This is a genomic window from Streptomyces bluensis, assembly GCF_014650715.1.
Classification (GTDB): Bacteria; Actinomycetota; Actinomycetes; order Streptomycetales; family Streptomycetaceae; genus Streptomyces; species Streptomyces bluensis.
The window spans coordinates 477,185-495,777 of sequence record NZ_BMVM01000001.1; the positions used below are offsets into that span (position 1 = coordinate 477,185).

Sequence of the window (18,593 nt, forward strand, 5' to 3'; positions counted from 1 at the left end):
CGTTGCCGCCTTGCCGGTCCCCCTGTAGGGCCGCAGGCGGTCCGGGTCACACCGTCCTGGCCCGTCCCTCCCAGTACGGCTCGCGAAGGCGCCGTTTGTAGAGCTTGCCGTTGGGGTCGCGGGGCATTGCCTCGATGAAGTCGACGCTCTTGGGTCGTTTGTATCCGGCGAGCCGACGCGCGCAGTGGTTCAGGATCTCCTCGGCGAGCGTCGGGCCCGGCAGGAAACCCGGGGCGGGCTCGACCACGGCCTTCACCTCCTCGCCCCAGTCGTCGTGCGGGATGCCGAACGCGGCGGCGTCGGCGACGGCGGGGTGGGTGAGCAGCGCGGCCTCGATCTCGGCCGGATAGATGTTGACGCCTCCGGAGATGATCAGGTCGATCTTCCGGTCGCGGAGGAAGAGGTAGCCGTCCTCATCGAGGTAGCCGAGATCGCCGACGGTGAAGAAGTCGCCGATGCGGTTCTTCTTCGTCTTGGTCTCGTCCTTGTGGTACGAGAATCCGCCGGTGCTCATCTTCATGTAGACGGTGCCGAGTTCACCGGGCGGCAGCCGGTTGCCGTCGTCGTCGAAGACGGCGAGCTCGCTGATGGGCCAGGCCTTGCCGACGGTGCCGGGCTTCTTCAGCCAGTCCTCGGCGGTGGCGAAGGCGCCGCCTCCCTCGCTGGCCGCGTAGTACTCCTCGACGCTGTGTCCCCACCACTCGATCATGGCGCGCTTCACATGGTCCGGGCAGGGGGCGGCGCCGTGGATGGCGTGCCGCATGGACGACACGTCGTACGACTGCCTGATGTGGTCCGGCAGCGCCAGGAGGCGGTGGAACTGTGTGGGGACCATATGGGTGTGTGTGCACCGGTGGGTGTCGATCAGCCGGAGCATCTCCTCCGGTGTCCACTTGTCCATCAGCACCAGCCGGTGCCCAATGTGCAGGGACGCGCCCGCGAACTGCAGGACCGCCGTGTGGTAGAGCGGCGAGCAGACGAGGTGGACGTTGTCGTCGTACGGCATGATGCCGAAGATGGCGAGGAAGCCGCCGAGGTAGGACTCCTCGGGGAGCCTGCCGGGCAGCGGGCGCCGGATGCCTCGCGGGCGGCCGGTCGTGCCCGAGGTGTAGTTCATGACCCAGCCGAGGGTGCGGTCGGAGGGCGCCGACTCCGGCTGTCCGTCGAGGAGTTCGCCGTACGGGCGGAAGCCCTCGACCGTGCCGACCGCGTACCGGTGGCTGCCGGGCAGCCCGGCCTCGTCGGCGGCGTAGTGCGCGGCCTCGGCGAACCGCTCGTGCGCGATCAGCACCTTGGCGCCCGAGTCGGACACGATCCAGGCGATCTCGGGGCCGACGAAGTGGTGGTTGACGGGGACGAGGTAGAAACCGGCCTGGCTGGCGGCCAGGTACGCGGTGAAGAACTCCACCCCGTTCGGGAGCACGACCGCGAAGGCGTCGCCGCGTTCCAGTCCGGCCGCGCGCAGCCCGTGGACAAGGCGGTTGGCGTCCGCGTGGAGGCGACCGGCGGTCCACTCCTCGCCGTCGGGCGCCACGATGACCGTGCGGTCCGGGTCCGCGGCGGCCTGGGCCCAGAAACCGTGGGGGGCTTGGCTCACTGCTCCGCACTCCTTCCGGCGATCCGGTTGACGCGGTCGACGGCCTTCTCGAAGCCTCGCGTGAGGTCGTCGAAGACCGCCTGGACGCTGCGCTGACTGTTCATCCGGCCGACGATCTGCCCGACCGGGGTGCCAAGGAGCGGCTCCACCTCGTACTTCTGGATGCGGGAGACGGCCTCGGCGACCAGCAGGCCCTGCATCGGCATGGGGAGGGCGCCCGGCCCGTCGGGGTCGTCCCAGGCGTCGGTCCATTCGGTACGGAGCTGACGTGCGGGCTTTCCGGTGAGCGCGCGGGAGCGGACGGTGTCGCCCGATCCGGCGGCGAGCAGTTTCTCGATCAGCCGGGGTGAGGGGAGCTCCGCCTCGGTGGTGGTCAGCCACAGGGAGCCCAGCCACACACCCTGGGCGCCGAGAGCGAGTGCGGCCGCCACCTGCCGGCCGCTGCCGATGCCGCCCGCGGCCAGGACGGGCAACGGGTCGACGGCGTCCACGACTTCGGGGGTGAGCACCATGGAGGCGATCTCGCCGGTGTGGCCGCCTGCCTCGTAGCCCTGCGCGACGACGATGTCGATGCCCGCGTCCGCGTGCTTGCGGGCGTGCCGGGCGCTGCCCGCGAGCGCGGCGACGAGCACGTCCTGCTCGTGGGCGCGGTCGATGACATCGGCCGGCGGTGAGCCGAGCGCGTTGGCGAGCAGCTTGATCGGATAGTCGAAGGCGACGTCGAGCTGGGTACGGGCGACCTGCTCCATCCAACCGGTGATACGCCATCCGGAGGCCTCGCCCTCGGCGAGTTCGGGCACGCCGTACCGGGTGAGGGTGTCCTTGACGAACTGCCGGTGGCTCTCCGGGATCATCGCCTCTACGTCGGCCTCGGTGACGCCTTCCACCTTCTTGGCCGGCATGACGACGTCCAGGCCGTACGGCGTGCCGTCGACGTGGGCCTCGATCCAGTCGAGGTCGCGTTTGAGTTCGTCGGGGGCCGTGTAGCGGACCGCGCCGAGCACCCCGAAGCCGCCGGCCCGGCTGATGGCCGCGGCGACGGCGGGGAACGGCGTGAAGCCGAAGACGGCGTGCTCGACTCCCAGTGTCTTGCTCAGCTCCGTCTGCATGGGCGCAGGATGCCGCAGTCCTCCGGACGAAGGAAGGGGTTTTCTGATGAGGCGTCAGATTTGCTGCTCCGCAGTGCGCCTCCCCTACTGCGCGGTGCGCCTCCCCCGGGCCTCTGCGGTGCGCGGGGGCCGACGAGAAGCGCGCGACGGATGCCGCGCGCTGTGAATACGGCGGGCTGGACGGCGTCGGCCGCAAGACGACCGGCCGCGTCCGGCCCACCCTGGCCGGCCAGTGGCCGCTACTCGCTGAAGACGGCCTTCTGGACCTCGTTCGGCCCGTCGAAGCGATCCCTCTTGAGGCCGTTGAGGCGGCTCACGACCTTGTCGTCGGCATGGTTCTCACGAGCGCGCTCGACGAGGTGTTTCTTGTCCGTCGGGTACTCCGCGCCCTTGAGTGCCTTCTGCAGGTCAGTGGGGCTGAGCTCGGCCATGCGAGCCTCCCTGTGGTGCGTCGGCCGCTCCGCCGTGCGGAGCCGCCGTGGCGTACAGAATCAGGCATCGTCCGCACTACCCGCACGGGCGCGATGCATGCGGCTCGACGCCCGGATCATGACGCCGCCCCCAGGGTCTCCAGCACCGCCATCGCCGCGTTGTGGCCGGGCACCCCGCTGACTCCGCCGCCGCGCACCGCGCCCGCGCCGCACAGCAGGACGTTCGGGTGCCGGGTCTCCACGCCCCAGCGGCCCGTGCCGTCCTGGGCGTAGGGCCAGGAGAGCTCGCGGTGGAAGATGTTGCCGCCCGGCAGCCGCAGGCCGCGCTCCAGGTCGAGCGGGGTCCTGGCCTCGATGCACGGACGGCCCTCGGCATCGGTGGCCAGACAGTCGCTGATCGGTTCGGCGAGGTGCGCGTCGAGCTGGGCGAGGGTCGACTTCAGCAGTTCCTCACGGACGGAGTCGTTGTCGTGCGTGAAGAGCCGGGCGGGTGTGTGCAGTCCGAAGAGGGTGAGCGTCTGAAAGCCCTGTTCGACCAGACCGGGGCCGAGGATGGTCGGGTCGGTGAGCGAGTGGCAGTAGATCTCCGAGGGTGGGGCCGCGGGCAGCGTCCCGGCCGCCGCCTCGGCGTACGCGGTCGCCAGTTGCTCGTAGCCCTCGGCGATGTGGAAGGTCCCGGCGAAGGCGTGGCGCGGGTCGACCGAGGTGTCGCGCAGCGCGGGCAGCCGGGTGAGCAGCATGTTGACCTTGAGCTGCGCGCCCTCGGCGGGGGTGGGGGGCTCGTCCCCGGTGAGGACGGCCAGTTCCTGGGGGGAGGCGTTCACCAGGACATGGCGGGCGGCGACCACGCTCTCCGTGTCCGCCGTGCGGTACGTGACCTCGGCGGTTCGCCCGTCGGTCTCGATCCGCACCGCCTCGTGGCCTGTGGCCATCACGGCGCCCGCGTCCCTCGCGGCCGTGGCCAGCGCGTCGGTGAGGGCGCCCATGCCGCCGACCGGTACGTCCCAGGCGCCCGTTCCGCCGCCGATCACGTGGTAGAGGAAGCAGCGGTTCTGTGGCAGGGCGGGGTCGTGGGCATCGGCGAAGGTGCCGATCAGGGCATCGGTGAGGACGACGCCGCGGACCAGGTCGTCGCTGAAGTGCTCCTCGATGGCCAGGCCGATCGGCTCTTCGAAGAGCGTCCGCCAGGCGTCCTCGTCGTCGACGCGGGCGCGCAGCTCGTCGCGGGTGGGCAGCGGCTCCGTCAGGGTGGGGAAGACCCGCTGGGCGACTCGGCCCGTCATGTCGTAGAAGCGCTGCCAGGCCTGGTACTCGCGGTCCGAGCCGGTCAGCCGCGCGAACGCCTCCCGCGTGCGCCGCTCACCACCGCCCACGAGGAGTCCGGTGGGGCGCCCGTCGCGTTCCACGGGCGTGTACGAGGAGATCGTGCGGCCGCGGACCCTGAAGTCCAGACCGAGGTCGCGGACGATCTTCCGGGGCAGCAGGCTGACCAGGTACGAGTAGCGCGACAGCCGCGCGTCGACCCCGGCGAACGGCCGGGTGGACACGGCGGCGCCCCCGGTGGTCGCCAGCCGCTCCAGCACGAGCACCGACCGTCCGGCGCGGGCGAGGTAGGCGGCTGCGACCAGCCCGTTGTGGCCGCCGCCGACGATCACGGCGTCGTACGACCGGCGTCCCTCACGTACGGATTCCCCACGTACGGATTGCTCGCGTACGGATTGCTCACGTACGGATCCCTCATGGACTGGCATGGCTCTGTGTACTGGCATGGCTCTTCGTAACACGCGGCGATCCGGACCGGCCAGAGGGGCGGGGCAGGTGGCCCAGCGGCCGCCGGAACCCCCGGTGCGCGGGCGGACCGTCCCTCAGGGCCGCTGTCGCAGCTCCGCCACTCTGCGATACAGCTCCACCGCTTCCGTGCCGCGTCCCAGCTGCTCCAGGCAGTGGGCCTCGTCGTTGCGGCTGGCGAGGGCGTCGGGGTGGGCGGCGCCGAGGACGCGCTCGCGGGCGTCGGCCACCCGCCGGTACTCGGTGAGGGCGTCGGGCCAGCGGCCGAGCCAGCCCAGGCCGACGGCGACCTCGCGACAGCTGACCAGGGTGTCCGGGTGGTCGAGGCCGAGGACGCGCTCGCGCAGGGCGCACACGTCGCGCGACTCGGCGAGGGCCTCCTCCCAGCGGCCGAGCCGGCCGAGGTTCACGCCGAGGCCGTGGCGGGCGCGCAGGGTCTCGGCGTGGGCGGGGCCGTGGACGCGGGTCCGGTCGTCGACGAGGGCCCGGTAGAGCGTGAGCGCGTCGGCGCTGCGGCCGAGCCGGCCGAGGCTGATGCCGACCTCGTAGCGGCTGGCGAGGGTGTCCGGGTGATCGGGACCGAGGGCCTGGGCGCGGGACTCGGCGACCTCCTGGTACATGCGCAGCGCCTCCGGCCAGCGCCCCAACTGGCCGAGCAGATAGGCGACCTCGTACCGGGTCACAAGGGTGTCGGGGTGGTTCGGGCCGAGCACCCGGGCGCGGGCGCGGGCCACGTCGGACGCCATCGCGTACGACTCCTCCAGGCGCCCGAGCCGGCTCAGGTTGAAGGCGAGGTTGTGGCGGCAGCGGAGGGTGTCGGGGTGGTCGGGGCCCATGGTGTGCTCGCGCGCCGCGAGGACGGAGGCGTACGCCTGGTGGGCCTCGAAGTGCCGCCCCAGCCGGCCGAGCACGTACGCCGTTTCCTGCCTGACGGTGAGGGTGTCGGGGTGGTCGGGGCCGAGCACCCGCTCCCGGGTCCGGGCCACGTGCGTGTACTCGCGCAGGGCGTCGGCGGGGCGGCCGGTGCGGCTGAGGGTGAAGCCGACCTCGTAGCGGCTGGCGAGGGTGTCGGGGTGGTCGGGGCCGAGGACGTGCTCGCGTTCGGCGGCGACCGCGCGGTGTACCGCGCCCGCCTCCGTCCAGCGGCCGAGGCGGCCCAGGCTGAGGCCCGCGTTGTGCCGGCCCGCCAGGGCGCTGACGACCTCGGGGGGCGGGGCGGGGCGGTCGGTGCGGACGGGTTCCTCGGTACGGCCTGTGGCGGGGCGGACGATCCAGTCGCCGGTGAGGCCCGCCGAGGCGTCCGGCGGGGTGCTGCGCAGTCCTCTGCCCGCCGCCTTGTGGCCGGTGGTCATGCCCCGGGTCCAGGACGGCAGGCGGGGTTCCCGGGACAGGAGCTGCTCGGGGCGCTGCCCGGCCGACGGCGCTACCTGGTGCGCCTGAGCCGAGGAGGGGACGGGGCGCGGCACCACCGTCGGGACGCGGAAGGACGCCGTGCGGCCCTCATGGATCCTGCGGCCCAGCTCCCGGGCGTCCTGCGGTCGTTCGTCCGGCTGTTTGGCGAGCAGGTCCAGGATCGTCCGCTCCATGTACTCGGGCAGCTCGGGGCGGTGGCTGCGCGGCGGCTCCGGCGGGGTGTCGCGGTGGCCGACGAGGACCGCCCACGCGTCGTCGAGGTCGAACGGCGGTACGCCCGTGGCGATCTCGTACAGCACGCACCCGAACGAGTACAGGTCGCTGCGGTGGTCGACCTGGTCGCCGCCGATCTGCTCCGGCGACATGTAGTGAGGGGTGCCCATGGCGATACCGGTGCCGGTGAGGCGTGAGGTGAAGCCGATGTCGTGGCCGAGGCGCGCTATGCCGAAGTCGCAGATCTTCACCGTGCCTTCGGTGAGCCGCATGATGTTCGCGGGCTTCAGGTCGCGGTGCACGATGCCCTGCTGGTGGGTGTAGGCGAGGGCGGCGGCAGCCTGCTCGGCGATCTCGACGACGTCGTCGACGGGCAGCGGGTGCTGCTTGTTGTCCTCCAGGAGCTGGCTGAGATTACGGCCCTCCAGGAGTTCCATGACGAGGTAGAGCACCCCGTCGGCCTCCCCGAAGTCGTGGACGACGGTCACTCCGCGGTGCTGGAGTGCGGCGGCCACGCGGGCCTCGCGGCGGAACCGCTCCCGCAGTACCCGCGTCAGGGCGGGGTCATGTTGCGTGTTCAGGGGTTTGAGGCACTTCACGGCGACGTGCCGGCCCAGTGACTCGTCTCTCGCGCGCCAGACCTCGCCCATCCCGCCGCGCCCGATCAGATCAAGCATCCGATACCGGCCCTGGATCAGCCTGGTGTCCCCCATCGCCTGCGATCGCCCCCGTGTGTCCGGCCCCGCCCTCCCCTGGCTCGTCCAGTATGGCGGGCTATCGCACGACTTTGTACGGTGCCGGGCGCGAACCGGGACCGAGCCGTCGCATGGCGCGGATGATGTGTTTGGGCGGGAGTTGCCAGCGCAGACGTGCGGGAACGCAGCGCAGGAGGGTGCCGGTGAGGCGCAGGCGCCGGGTCACCACGGCCGGTGACGGGGCCCGCCTGCCATACAGCTCATGGGCGTACGGCGGCAGGGAGGCGTACGCCAGGTTCGCCACGCGCCGCCACAGCAGGGCGCGCGCCGGAACGAGCAACGTGTGCGTGGGGGGTGTGCGCAGGAAGTCGTCGACCTCCCGTGCCTCGGGTCCGGCAGCCAGCTCCGGCAGCACCTGTGTGAAGTAGGCGGCCAACTCCTCCCGATCGCCCGGGACCTCGTCGGGGTCCAGGCCCACCAGTTCGGCGGCGATGCGTTGTTCGGCGATGTACCGGTCGGCCGCGGCGTCCGTGAAGGGGAACCCCGAGCACCGCAGGACGTGCAGGTAGGAGTCGATCTCGGCGCAGTGCACCCACCGCAGCAGCTCCGGCTCGTCGACCGGGTACCGCTCCCCCGTGTCGGGGTCGGTCGCCGAGAGCTTGCTGTGGATCTTCCGTACGCGGGCGCCCGCGCGCTCCGCGGCCTCGGCGGTGCCGTAGGTGATCGTGCCGACGAAGGTGGCGGTCCGCATCAGCCGGCCCCACGCGTCGCGCCGGAAGTCGGAGTTCTGCATGACACCGCGCACCGCCCGCGGGTGGAGGGCCTGGAGGTACAGGGCGCGGATGCCGGCGACCCACATCATCGGGTCGCCGTGCACCTGCCAGGTCACCGAGTCGGCCCCGAACAGCCCCTGAGCATCTGTGCGAAGAGCGTCCACGGAGTCAGATGTGCCCGCGGCCACGGGGTGTCACTCGTGTCGCCCTCGGCCTGCGCCTGTGACGGGAAGCAGTCGGGCTAACGGCGCACACGGGGCATCCCCAGACCGATCCAGGAGATGATCTCGCGCTGGATCTCGTTGTTGCCGCCACCGAAGGTGAAGATCACGGCGGAGCGGTAGCCACGTTCCAGTTCGCCGTGGAGGACGGAGCCCGCGGAGCCGTCCTTCAGGGGGCCGGCCGCGGCGACGATCTCCATGAGCCAGGCGTAGGCCTCGCGGCGCGCCTCGGAGCCGTAGACCTTGACGGCGGAGGCGTCCTGGGGGGTGAGGGTGCCTTCCTGGACGGCGTTCACCATCTGCCAGTTGAGCAGCTTCATCGCGTCGAGCTTCGTATGGGTCTGGGCGAGGCGGCGGCGCACCCAGGGCAGGTCGACGACGCGGCGGCCGTCGGCGAGCTTGGTCTCCATGGCCCAGCGCTGCACGTCGTGCAGGGCGCGGATGGCCATGGTGCCGTGGGCGGCGAGGGTGACGCGTTCGTGGTTGAGCTGGTTGGTGATCAGCCGCCAGCCCTTGTTCTCCTCACCGACGCGGCGGGAGACGGGGACGCGGATGTTCTCGTAGTAGCTGGCGGTGGTGTCGTGCGAGGCGAGGGTGTTGATCAGGGTGCAGGAGTAGCCGGGGTCCGTGGTCGGGACCAGGAGCATCGTGATGCCCTTGTGGGGCGGGGCGTCCGGGTCGGTGCGCACGGCCAGCCACACCCAGTCCGCGGTGTCGCCGTTCGTGGTCCAGATCTTCTGGCCGTTGACCGTGTAGTGGCCGGTGGCCTCGTCGCCCTCCCTGACCGCTCGGGTCTTCAGCGAGGCGAGGTCCGTGCCCGCGTCGGGCTCGCTGTAGCCGATCGCGAAGTCGATCTCGCCGGAGAGGATGCGCGGCAGAAAGTAGGTCTTCTGTTCCTCACTGCCGAACCGCATGATCGTCGGGCCGACCGTGTTGAGCGCCATCAGGGGCAGCGGGACGCCCGCCTGGGCCGCCTCGTCGAAGAAGATGAACTGCTCCATGGGCGTCAGCCCGCGCCCGCCGTACTCCTTCGGCCAGCCCACACCGAGCCAGCCGTCCGTGCCGAGGCGCCGGATCGTCTCGCGGTAGAAGCGCTTCTGGGCAGCCGGTCCGGCGTGCCGGGCGTGCACGTCGTCCGGCACCAACTCGCCGAAGTAGGCGCGCAGTTCGGTGCGCAGCCGCTGCTGCTCGGGCGTGTATTCCAGATGCACGGCGCCTCCTGGCTCCCCAAGGCCGGACCTGACGGCGCACACCGTAGAACGTGTTCCAGTAATTGGGAACAACGAAGGGCGAGTGGGCCAGGAGCCCGAAGAGACCCGGAGTCCGCGGCGCGCGGTCTCCGCCTCGGACAGCTCCCCGTATCAAGCGGCGAGTGTCGTGAGGAAGTCCGTGCAGGCGCGGGCGCAGTCGCGGCAGGACTGGGCGCTGCCCTCGGCGCCGGGGTGGGCGTCGAAGGCGTGGGCGCACTCCAGGCAGATCTCCCGGCACCACTCCACCTGAGCCCGGAGCGCGGTCTCGTCCTGGTGGATCTGCTCGGAGAGCACCCGGCACGTCGCGTCGCACACCTCCGCGCACATGATGCCCTTGCGCCGTATGCGTTCCTGGTCCGTGGGCCCGTCCGGATCGGCGAGGCTTGCGCTCAGGGCGCACGCCCGCGCACACTCCGTGCACGCCTGTGCGCACGCGAAGCGGTCCTCAAGAAACCGGAAGAGCTCCTGCTGAGAAGTCTTCGTCGATGTCACAACGGGCGGGTAGCCGAGCGGAAACCCATCAAACCCGCTCGTTCTTGACGCATTCGCGAGCGCCTGGCGCACGGAACGAAGCCGTTCGATGACTGTTGCATCCCGCTGAACATGAGCTGGTTCACTGACGTCTACAGGGGTATTCGCCATACATGAGTACGGAATGGCTGTATTTCGCTGCAGGTGGAAGCGCGCTGGTCGGCCTCTGGGCGGGCGTCATGGGCCTGATCGTGGTGGTGCTGCTGGGCGGTGCCTTCTGGATGGGCAACCGCGTACGCAGCCGTGAGCCACGCCGGCCGAGCCGGGAGGAGCAGCCCCGGCTGCCGGAGAGCGGCGCTGTCCGCGAGGAGCAGGCGTACCGCGAACCCGACGAGATACCCCGGAGCGAGCTCCGGCTCACGCCCTACCAGGTGCACGGCAACCTGGGCTCCCGGCCGAGCACGTCGAAGCAGCGGCCGCGCTGGAGCAAGGGCAGCGGTGGCTCCTTCGGCAGTGGCGGCCTGGGCGCCCACTAGGCCCTGTCGTCAAACTCCCGCCTGCCGCCCTCCGGGCGGACAGCGGGAGTTTGACGACAGGGCCTAGGCCGCAGGCCGGCCCCCGATCAGCCTGCTGTCACCAGAGTCATGACCGAGTACACCGAGGACACCTGGGCGGTGAGAAACATGGCCGAGCGCGCCGCGCTGCCACTGCCCGACTACGACCACCTGCCGATCGGGAGTCTGGAGAGCCGCGTCCGCGCGCTCACCGCCGACGAGGTGGAGGAGGTGCTCGCCTACGAGCGGGCCCACGCCCACCGCCTCCCGGTGACCGAACTGCTGACGGCGCGCCTGGAACAGCTTCTCTCCGGTGCCGAGCCGACCTCCGGCGACCCCGGCGCCGTACGCCCCGAAGGGCCCGGGCGGCCCAACGCGGGGTCGCCGGTGTCGCCGGCGACATCACCGCAGCCGCCCAGCCCGACGCCCCACGGGACCCCCGACCAGCGCGGCCGGCCGAGGGCCGATCGCACATGGCGGTGACCCATGCGTCGGCACGGGCCAGTTCCAGACCGCCGCTGACGTAGCGCTCGGAGCGGTCGCCGTCAGGTGTCCTGCACCTCCCGTGACATCGGGGGCTCGGCGGGTGTGGGGGCGGGCGGGCCGAACAACACGGCCCGGGCCACCTGCGGCGTGAACAGCGCGCTGACCGGCGCCTTCAGCGACAGCACCGAGCGGAAGGCCTCGCCCACCACGGGGTCGCCGGGGGTGCGCTCCTCGACCCGGCGCAGATACCAGCCGACGGGCCGGTCCACGACCCGTGAGGCGACCGCGTTCCCGAGGGCGCCCGGCATGTTCCTGTCCGCCCCGGCCGAGATGTCCCAGGCCTGCCGGGACGCCGCGAGGAGGGCGCGCTGCACCCGGCGTGTCGTCGGTGTCCGGCGCCCGTCGGCGAGCGCGTCACGCAGGGCCACGGCGGTCATCGCCGCGACGGACATGCCCTGGCCGTAGACCGGGTTGAACGTGCACAGCGCGTCCCCGGCGGCCAGGAAGCCCGCGGGACGCCGGCCGGGCAGGTCGTACCGGCGCCGTACGTTGGCCGTCTGGCGGAACCCGAACGCCGGCGACCGCGGCTCGGCCTCGCGCAGCCAGCGGTACACCAAGGGGTGCGGAAGCCGCTTCGCGTACGCCAGGTACTCGTCATCGCCCGTGGGCGGTTCGTCGCCGCGCAGGCCCGAGAAAGTGACCAGATGATTGCCGTCCTCCAGGGGCAGGACGACGGCTCCGTAGGTCTGCTCGGGGTTCGGGATGACGTAAACGGCGGGCGTGTCGCCGCTCAGGGTCCCGTCGGTGTCGCGGTAGACCCGTGAGGCGTAGGCGAGACCGGTGTCGATGGTCTCCTCGTGCGGGGCGTCCGCGCCGATCGCGGTGAGCCACTGCGGGGCCTTCGTGGCGCGCCCGGAGGCGTCCACGACCAGATCCGCCTCCAGCGGGCGCTCCTCCTTGCGGGCGCCGTCGCCGCGCTCGCGCACCAGTAGGCCCCGGACCCGCGACGCGTCGCCGAGCAGCCCCACGACGTCCGTCGACTCCAGCGTGGTGACGGCCGGGTGGGCGAGCACCCGCCGCCGTAGCAGTTCCTCGAACTGCAGGCGCGAGCCGGTGAAGATGTGTATCGACGCCGGAACCCGCCGGAACCAGCGCCCCGCCTGCCACTGCGCCATGTCGGACGGCATCCCGACCCGGGGCGCGCCCGCCGCGCGCAACTCGTCCGTGAACCCCGGCAGCAACGCGTCCAGAGCCCGTTGCCCGCCTTCGATCAGGACGTGCGGGTGACGGCTCTGCGGTACCCCGGGGCGTGGACCGGCCCCCTCGGGGTACCGGTCGCGCTCGACGACCGTCACCCGGTCGGCGTGTTCGGCGAGGACGTGGGCCGCGAGCAGCCCCGCGACGCCGCCTCCCACGACCACCGCATGACGGCCCACCGAGCGGCTCCTGCCCCGACTCCCCGCCTGTTGTGCAGAGTTCACGTCGCCCTCGCTCCCCTGATCCAGCACAGCGGTCCCGAACGTCCAGTTTCTCGCGGGCGAGAGATGACTGAGGGGATTCCGGCCTGTTTCCACGGGCGCATCGTGGCGCACCGGCACCGGGCGGGAGCGCGTCCGCCCGTCACCGCGCCTCTTCGCCGGTGTGCCGCGCACCACCGCGTTCACAGAGATCACCGAAGAACGACAGAACAATTGACGTGTCCGCACCACACCCCTACCTTCTGATCGATTCACCGAACTCCGTTCGAAATACCGGTCATCTCTCAATTCCCCGGCTCCCGCACGCCCATTGGAGACCAGATGAGCGCACCATCCCACCCGGGCCCCCAGCCGTCGCGCCGGCTCTTCCTCGGCATGGCCGCCGCCACTCCCCTGGCCATGACCGGCGTGATGAGCCTCGGCGCGGGCACGGCTCACGCCGCCGACTCGGCCTATGTGATGTGCTACTTCACCGAGTCGACGAACCTCGGCGAGGGCACCGACTACGGTCTCCACCTCGCGGTCAGCCCCGACGGGCTGAACTGGACGCCACTGAACCAGAACAACCCGGTCGCCGCCCCCACCGCGGGCGCGCTCGGACTGCGCGACCCCTTCCTCATGCGCAAGCAGGACGGCACCTTCGTCGTCCTCGCCACGGACCTCAAGGGCACCGACTGGAGCTACAACAGCCAGTACATCCACGTCTGGGACTCCGCCGACCTGCGCACCTTCACCGGGTACCGCCGCCTCAAGCTGCACGACATGACCACCCACAGCTGGGCTCCCGAGGCGTTCTGGGACGCCGGACGGCGACAGTATGCGGTCATCTACTCATCGGTGAACTCCAGCGGGCACAACGTGATCATGGTGAACTACACCAGCGACTTCATCACGGCCTCCGCCCCGCAGGTCTTCTTCGACCCGGGCTACGACGTCATCGACGGCAACATGACCGTCGGCGTGGGCGGCGTCAACTATCTCTACTTCAAGAAGAACCAGACCCTGGTCGGCGCACGCTCCACCTCACTCAACCCCGGGAGCTTCACCGAGTTCAGCACTGGTGTCGCGCACGGCGGCACCGAGGCACCCACCGTGTTCAAGTCCCTGACCTCGAACACCTGGTACCTGTGGGGAGACACCTACACACCGAACGGCGTCTTCTACGCATGGCAGACGTCCGACCTCGCCTCCGGCACCTGGACCGCCCTCGACCAGAAGACCTACACCCAGCCGGTCAACTCCAAGCACTGTGGCATCACGACCATCACCAGCACCGAGTACAACAACCTGCTCGCCAAGTGGGGCGCGCCTGCCTGGAACCGGCTCAAGTCCTACAACCAACCGGCCCGTTACGTCCGCCACGCCAACTTCGTCGGCCGCATCGACGCCTACCCGTTCGACCTGCCCTCCGACTCCCAGTGGAAGCTCGTGCCCGGTCTCGCCGACAGCTCCGCCGTGTCCTTCCAGTCGGTCAACTACCCCACCCGCTATCTGCGGCACTACAACTACGAGCTGCGCCTCGACCTCAACGACGGCACATCGACGTTCGCGGCGGACGCGACCTTCCATCGAACGGCCGGCCTCGCGGACTCCGGCTGGGCGTCCTTCCGCTCGTACAACAACCCGACCCGCTACATCCGGCACTCCGACTACGTCCTGCGCGTCGACCCGATCTCGACGACGACCGACCGGCAGGACGCGACCTTCCGCGTCGGCTACTGACCGAGCGGCAACCCCGTGTAGTTCTCCGCCAGCTCGGCCGCAGCGTGCTCCGACGTCGCGATGCGGTCGAGCTGGGAGAGCTGGAGTCTCGTGTCGAAGGGCGACTGCTCCGGGTCTGTGTGCAACGTCGTCGTCATGAAGGACGAGAAGTGCTCGGCGCGCCACACTCTGCGCAGGCAGGTGTCGGAGTAGGCGTCCAGCAGGCCGGTCGAACCGGTCTCCTTCAGGTGCGCGAAGGCGCGGGCCAGGACGATGACGTCGGCGGCGGCCAGGTTGAGGCCCTTGGCGCCGGTGGGCGGCACGATATGCGCGGCGTCGCCCGCCAGGAAGACCCGGCCGTACCGCATCGGCTCGGTGACATGGCTGCGCATCGGCAGCACCGCCTTGGACGTGACGGTGCCGCGCTTGAGTCGCCATTCCGGGTTCGCGTCGAGGGCGAAGCGGGCGTCCAGCTCGTCCCAGATCCGCTCGTCGGACCAGTCGGCCTGGTCCGTGCCGCCCGGCACCTGGAGGTAGAGCCGGCTGACGGACTCGGAGCGCATGCTCGCCAGGGCGAAGCCGCGCTCGGAGTGGGCGTAGATCAGCTCCTGGTAGACGGGCGGCGCGTCGGCGAGGATGCCCAGCCAGGAGTACGGGTAGGTCCGCTCGTACGTCGTCAGCACGCCCTCGGGCAGGGCGCCCCGGGTCACGCCGTGGAAGCCGTCGCAGCCGACCACGTAGTCGCAGGTCAGGGTCTTCTCACGGTTCTCGTGGGTGTAGCGGATCACCGGGCGGTCCCCTGTCCGGACCGATGCCGTGGCGCCCTCCACCGCGTGCACCTCCGCCTCGAAGCGGAGCGGTCCGCCGTCGGCGAGTTGGAGGGCGACGAGGTCCTTCACCACTTCGGTCTGGGCGTAGACCCACACCCGGCGCCCGCCCGTCAGTTCCGGGAAGTCCACCCGGTGGGAACGACCGCCGTAGCGCAGCTCGATGCCGTCGTGGGGCATGCCCTCGCGCTCCAGCCGCTCCCCCGCGCCCGCGGCGCGCAGGACGTCCACGGTGGCCTGCTCCAGGATCCCCGCCCGCTGCCGCTGCTCGACGTAGGCCCGGTCGCGGCGTTCCAGGACGACGCTGTCGATCCCGGCGTTGTGCAGCAGGCGGGCGAGCAGCAGCCCGGAGGGGCCGCCGCCGATGATCCCGACGGTCGTGTGCATGGACGTCTCCTCGACGGCGAGGACGAGCGTGTTCGCGCAGTGAAACGGCCTTCACTCACTGGGGCGTGAGTTTGCGCTCCCGCTCATCCTCTGTCAACGGCCCCCAACCCTCAGCCCCCAGCGTCCAGGAAGTGGAACCCGGGCGCGGGTGCATCAGGAAATCGTGAGGGGAGATGTTCCACGCGTACGCCCCCGCCAGGGCGAACACCACCCGGTCCCCGGCCCGCAGCCCCGGGGCGTGGACGTGCCGGGCGAGGACGTCCTTCGGGGTGCACAGCTGGCCGGTGAGCGTGACACGGTCGCCGCTGCCCGCCGGGCGTGGCCAGGGGTGGGGCCAGGCGTCCATCTCCAGCACCGAGCACGGCTGGTCGTGCCCCTTGGTCGCGGGGGTGCGCAGATGGTGCGTGCCGCCTCGGACGACCGCGAACTCCTCACCGTGGCTGTGCTTCACCTCCAGCACCTCGGTGGCGTACCAGCCGCAGTACGCCGTGAGTGAAGCGGCTCTCGGGCTGCGCGTAGTCCACCGTCATACCGCCGCCGACGTTCACCTCGCTGAGCGGGGCTGCCAGTCCCGCCGCCCAGGTCACGATGGCTCGGGCCATCGCCAGGAGGTCGGCGGCGTCGAGCCCGCTGGCCAAGTGGGCGTGGATGCCCCGGAGTTCGAGCTGTGGGTGGGTGCCGTCCGTGAGGGCGCGGAGTATCGGGGCCGTCTGGGACGGGTCGAGGCCGTTTCAGTTCTCACGGCTGCTTCAGCTCCCCGGCAGCTCGACACCGCCGGCCTCCGCCACTTCGGCGAGCATCCGCTTCCCAGACCTGTGAGGAAGTCGCAGGTCACCGAAGTGCACCACCTTGCCCGCCGTCACGCGACCTCCTTGGTCATCAGCACTCGATCTTCAGAATAAGGTAAGGCTTACCTTCTTGTTTCGCTCTGCATCTCACTCTCTGGAGTTCCGATGACCCTGGCCCTCGATCTCGCGCCGGCAGAAGCCGACACGGACGTGCCCGGACTCCTCGCCACGTCGTACCGGCGCCTGACCTCCCTGTGCGAGGTGCTGTCGGTGCACGTCACGGACGGCGGACGGCCGGGCCCCCTGAGGCCGTGTCTGATGGAGGGTCAGGAGGGGGCCGAGGCCTTCGTCGACGCCGAGGCCGCACGGATTCGGGAGCGCTACGGCCACACCGCACCCCGCCATGTCGCCGCCTCGCGCGCCCTCCACGACTACGCCTGGTCGGTGGGCCTGCTGATGGGCGGTGTCTGGTATCTGGAACGAAGGGTGCCGCGCATCGCACCCGAGGACGTACGGATCGACCTCGCCTCGGGGGCGTTCGACATCACGCCGGGCGCCCGCCTCGTCTGCCTGCCGGACGACCCGGCCGTCGCACTGTCGGGTGCGCTGCCCGTGGCTCAGGAGGACGCGCTGCGGGGCGAGTTGAGGCAGGCGGTCGCCACTCACATGGGTCCGGTGCTGGACGCGATCGGCCCGTACACACGGCGTGGCTCACGCGCCCTGTGGGGCATGGTCGCCGACGATCTGGTCTCGGGCATCTGGTATCTCGGCCGGGTGCTCGGCGAGGAGGCCACCGCTGTACGGGCCGCGACCGAGGTACTGCCCTCCGCCCTGGCGCCCTTCCCCGGCGGCGCGGGCTTCCGCCCTCTGCGCACCGCCGACGGCCGCGAACACCCGACCCGCACCCGCACCAGCTGCTGCCTCTACTACACGATCCGTCCCGGCGAAGCCTGCTCCACGTGCCCCCGTACCTGTGACGCGGAACGGCTGCGCCGGCTCGGCGGATGAGCCGCACCCGAAGCGGGGAGCGGCTCCACCGCGCTCAGCGCACGAGACAGGGACGCTTGCTGTCGAAGGTCCAGTCCTTGATCAGGTACTGCATCCCGATCGCGTCGTCGCGGCCCGACAGCGCCTTCTCCTTGTAGAGCTCGTGGGCCGCGCGGAGACGGTCCATGTCGAGCCGGAGGCCGAGGCCGGGCATGTCGGGGACGGCGACCTCGCCGCCGACGATCCGCGGCGGTTCGACGGTGAGCCGCTCCAGTCCTTCCTGCCAGATCCAGTGGGTGTCGAGGGCGTTGTACTCGCCGGGCGCGGCGGCCCCGCAGTGCGCCATCATCGCCAGGGAGATGTCGAAGTGGTTGTTGGAGTGGCAACCCCAGGTCAGCCCCATGGCGTTGCAGAGCTGCGCGACCCGTACCGACCCCTGCATGGTCCAGAAGTGGGGGTCGGCGAGCGGGATGGAGACCGACTGCAGGGCCAGGGCGTGCGTGAGCTGGCGCCAGTCCGTGGCGATCATGTTGGTCGCTGTGGGCAGGCCCGTTGCCCGGCGGAACTCGGCGAGGATCTCACGGCCGGAGTAGCCGTCCTCCGCCCCGCAGGGGTCCTCGGCGTAGGCGAGCGTGCCGACGAGGGGGCGGCACAGTTCGACGGCCTCGCGCAGGGTCCATGCGCCGTTGGGGTCGAGGGTGATGCGGGCCTCGGGGAAACGCTCCTTGAGCGCCTGGACGGCCCTGACCTCCTCGTCGCCCGGCAGCACGCCGCCCTTGAGCTTGAAGTCGTGGAAGCCGTACCGGTCGTAGGTGGCCTCGGCCTGTCGGACGATCGCCTCGGGAGTCAGTGCCTCCTCGCGCCGGATCCGGTACCAGTCCACGGCGGAGTCGGGTTCACGGACGTACTCCAGGTCGGTGCGGTCCGGGTCGCCGACGTAGAAGAGATAGCCGAGGACCCGTACGGCGTCACGCTGCTTGCCGTCGCCCAGCAGGGCGGCGACCGGGAGGTCCAGATGCTGGCCGAGGAGGTCCAGGAGTGCCGACTCGACCGCGGTGACGGCGTGCACCGTGGTGCGCAGGTCGAAGGTCTGGGCGCCGCGGCCGCCCGGGTCGCGGTCCGCGAACGTCGCCTCCATCGTGCGCAGGACGCGCTTGTAGTCGCCCACGCGCGCACCGACGACGAGGGGCTCGGCGTCACGCAGGGTCCGCGTGATCTTCTCCCCGCCCGGTACCTCCCCGAGGCCCGTACGGCCCTCGGAGTCCTCGATGACGACGACGTTGCGGGTGAAGTAGGGGGCGTGCGCCCCGGAGAGGTTGAGCGCCATGGAGTCCCGGCCGGCGACCGGGAGGACGGAGAACTTGGTGACGACTGGCTGGCTCATGACGGACGGTGCCATTCTCGTGAGGTTCGCCGACACGCAG

15 protein-coding genes and 1 pseudogene are annotated in these 18,593 nt (G+C 71.0%); 4 read left to right on the plus strand and 12 right to left on the minus strand.

Annotated features, from left to right (window positions below; translation table 11 throughout):
- Nucleotides 1-46 precede the first annotated feature (46 nt).
- From IE262_RS02230 to IE262_RS02265, 8 genes are all read right to left on the minus strand, one after another.
- Nucleotides 47-1,597, minus strand: a complete 1,551-nt coding sequence (locus IE262_RS02230; RefSeq protein WP_134042108.1) for an acyl-CoA synthetase — start codon at nt 1,595-1,597, stop codon at nt 47-49.
- Nucleotides 1,594-2,706 carry an NAD(P)H-dependent flavin oxidoreductase gene (locus IE262_RS02235; RefSeq protein WP_189870845.1) on the minus strand — a complete coding sequence of 371 codons (1,113 nt, stop codon included), beginning with the start codon at nt 2,704-2,706 and terminating at the stop codon, nt 1,594-1,596. The genes IE262_RS02230 and IE262_RS02235 overlap by 4 nt, the downstream gene beginning before the upstream one ends.
- Nucleotides 2,707-2,945: 239 nt before the next feature.
- Nucleotides 2,946-3,137 carry a DUF2795 domain-containing protein gene (locus IE262_RS02240; RefSeq protein ID WP_189870847.1) on the minus strand — a complete coding sequence of 64 codons (192 nt, stop codon included), beginning with the start codon at nt 3,135-3,137 and terminating at the stop codon, nt 2,946-2,948.
- Between the two features lie 116 nt (nt 3,138-3,253).
- The gene (locus IE262_RS02245) at nt 3,254-4,888 is read right to left on the minus strand and encodes a phytoene desaturase family protein (RefSeq protein WP_189870850.1); all 1,635 of its coding nucleotides are present in this window, start codon (nt 4,886-4,888) and stop codon (nt 3,254-3,256) included.
- Nucleotides 4,889-5,002: 114 nt separating this feature from the next.
- Complete coding sequence (locus IE262_RS02250) at nt 5,003-7,264, minus strand: serine/threonine-protein kinase (protein WP_189870852.1); 2,262 nt, start codon at nt 7,262-7,264, stop codon at nt 5,003-5,005.
- Between the two features lie 61 nt (nt 7,265-7,325).
- Complete coding sequence (locus IE262_RS02255; protein WP_373304972.1) at nt 7,326-8,108, minus strand: oxygenase MpaB family protein; 783 nt, start codon at nt 8,106-8,108, stop codon at nt 7,326-7,328.
- Nucleotides 8,109-8,260: 152 nt separating this feature from the next.
- Nucleotides 8,261-9,451, minus strand: coding sequence for an acyl-CoA dehydrogenase family protein (locus IE262_RS02260; protein ID WP_189870856.1), 1,191 nt, complete (start codon nt 9,449-9,451; stop codon nt 8,261-8,263).
- Nucleotides 9,452-9,601: 150 nt separating this feature from the next.
- Nucleotides 9,602-9,982, minus strand: coding sequence for a four-helix bundle copper-binding protein (locus IE262_RS02265; RefSeq protein WP_189870858.1), 381 nt, complete (start codon nt 9,980-9,982; stop codon nt 9,602-9,604).
- Between the two features lie 152 nt (nt 9,983-10,134).
- On the opposite strand from IE262_RS02265, the gene IE262_RS02270 reads away from it, so the two are divergent.
- On the plus strand, nt 10,135-10,497 hold the full coding sequence (locus IE262_RS02270) for a DUF6479 family protein (RefSeq protein ID WP_189870860.1): 363 nt from the start codon (nt 10,135-10,137) through the stop codon (nt 10,495-10,497).
- 108 nt (nt 10,498-10,605) lie between these two features.
- A complete protein-coding gene (locus tag IE262_RS02275; RefSeq protein WP_373304960.1) occupies nt 10,606-10,998 on the plus strand; it encodes a DUF8129 domain-containing protein in 393 nt (130 codons plus the stop codon).
- A gap of 62 nt (nt 10,999-11,060) precedes the next feature.
- On the opposite strand, the gene IE262_RS02280 is transcribed toward IE262_RS02275, so the two are convergent.
- On the minus strand, nt 11,061-12,437 hold the full coding sequence (locus IE262_RS02280; protein WP_229877054.1) for an NAD(P)/FAD-dependent oxidoreductase: 1,377 nt from the start codon (nt 12,435-12,437) through the stop codon (nt 11,061-11,063).
- 363 nt (nt 12,438-12,800) lie between these two features.
- On the opposite strand from IE262_RS02280, the gene IE262_RS02285 reads away from it, so the two are divergent.
- Nucleotides 12,801-14,201 (plus strand): glycoside hydrolase family 43 protein, encoded by a 1,401-nt coding sequence (locus IE262_RS02285; RefSeq protein ID WP_189870862.1) that lies wholly within the window; start codon nt 12,801-12,803, stop codon nt 14,199-14,201.
- Here the strand turns inward: IE262_RS02285 and IE262_RS02290 are convergent.
- Both IE262_RS02290 and IE262_RS02295 read right to left on the minus strand, forming a co-directional pair.
- Nucleotides 14,195-15,394 carry a 4-hydroxybenzoate 3-monooxygenase gene (locus tag IE262_RS02290; RefSeq protein ID WP_189870864.1) on the minus strand — a complete coding sequence of 400 codons (1,200 nt, stop codon included), beginning with the start codon at nt 15,392-15,394 and terminating at the stop codon, nt 14,195-14,197. The two genes, IE262_RS02285 and IE262_RS02290, sit on opposite strands and share 7 nt — an antisense overlap.
- Before the next feature lie 110 nt (nt 15,395-15,504).
- Nucleotides 15,505-16,122, minus strand: a pseudogene (locus tag IE262_RS02295) (type III PLP-dependent enzyme domain-containing protein); the annotation flags it as partial.
- 225 nt (nt 16,123-16,347) lie between these two features.
- Here IE262_RS02295 and IE262_RS02300 point away from each other — a divergent pair.
- On the plus strand, nt 16,348-17,190 hold the full coding sequence (locus IE262_RS02300; RefSeq protein WP_189870866.1) for a (2Fe-2S)-binding protein: 843 nt from the start codon (nt 16,348-16,350) through the stop codon (nt 17,188-17,190).
- Between the two features lie 34 nt (nt 17,191-17,224).
- Here IE262_RS02300 and IE262_RS02305 read toward each other — a convergent pair whose 3' ends face one another.
- Nucleotides 17,225-18,553 (minus strand): enolase C-terminal domain-like protein, encoded by a 1,329-nt coding sequence (locus IE262_RS02305; RefSeq protein WP_189870868.1) that lies wholly within the window; start codon nt 18,551-18,553, stop codon nt 17,225-17,227.
- Between the last annotated feature and the right edge of the window lie 40 nt (nt 18,554-18,593).

Coding starts and splice junctions, on each gene's coding strand:
- IE262_RS02270 (WP_189870860.1), top strand. CDS start 10,135: ATGAGTACGGAATGGCTGTATTTCGCTGCAGGTGGAAGCGCGCTGGTC.
- IE262_RS02300 (WP_189870866.1), top strand. CDS start 16,348: ATGACCCTGGCCCTCGATCTCGCGCCGGCAGAAGCCGACACGGACGTG.
- IE262_RS02305 (WP_189870868.1), bottom strand. CDS start 18,553: ATGAGCCAGCCAGTCGTCACCAAGTTCTCCGTCCTCCCGGTCGCCGGC.
- IE262_RS02285 (WP_189870862.1), top strand. CDS start 12,801: ATGAGCGCACCATCCCACCCGGGCCCCCAGCCGTCGCGCCGGCTCTTC.
- IE262_RS02290 (WP_189870864.1), bottom strand. CDS start 15,394: ATGCACACGACCGTCGGGATCATCGGCGGCGGCCCCTCCGGGCTGCTG.
- IE262_RS02275 (WP_373304960.1), top strand. CDS start 10,606: ATGACCGAGTACACCGAGGACACCTGGGCGGTGAGAAACATGGCCGAG.
- IE262_RS02240 (WP_189870847.1), bottom strand. CDS start 3,137: ATGGCCGAGCTCAGCCCCACTGACCTGCAGAAGGCACTCAAGGGCGCG.
- IE262_RS02255 (WP_373304972.1), bottom strand. CDS start 8,108: ATGATGTGGGTCGCCGGCATCCGCGCCCTGTACCTCCAGGCCCTCCAC.
- IE262_RS02250 (WP_189870852.1), bottom strand. CDS start 7,264: ATGGGGGACACCAGGCTGATCCAGGGCCGGTATCGGATGCTTGATCTG.
- IE262_RS02245 (WP_189870850.1), bottom strand. CDS start 4,888: ATGCCAGTCCATGAGGGATCCGTACGTGAGCAATCCGTACGCGAGCAA.
- IE262_RS02235 (WP_189870845.1), bottom strand. CDS start 2,706: ATGCAGACGGAGCTGAGCAAGACACTGGGAGTCGAGCACGCCGTCTTC.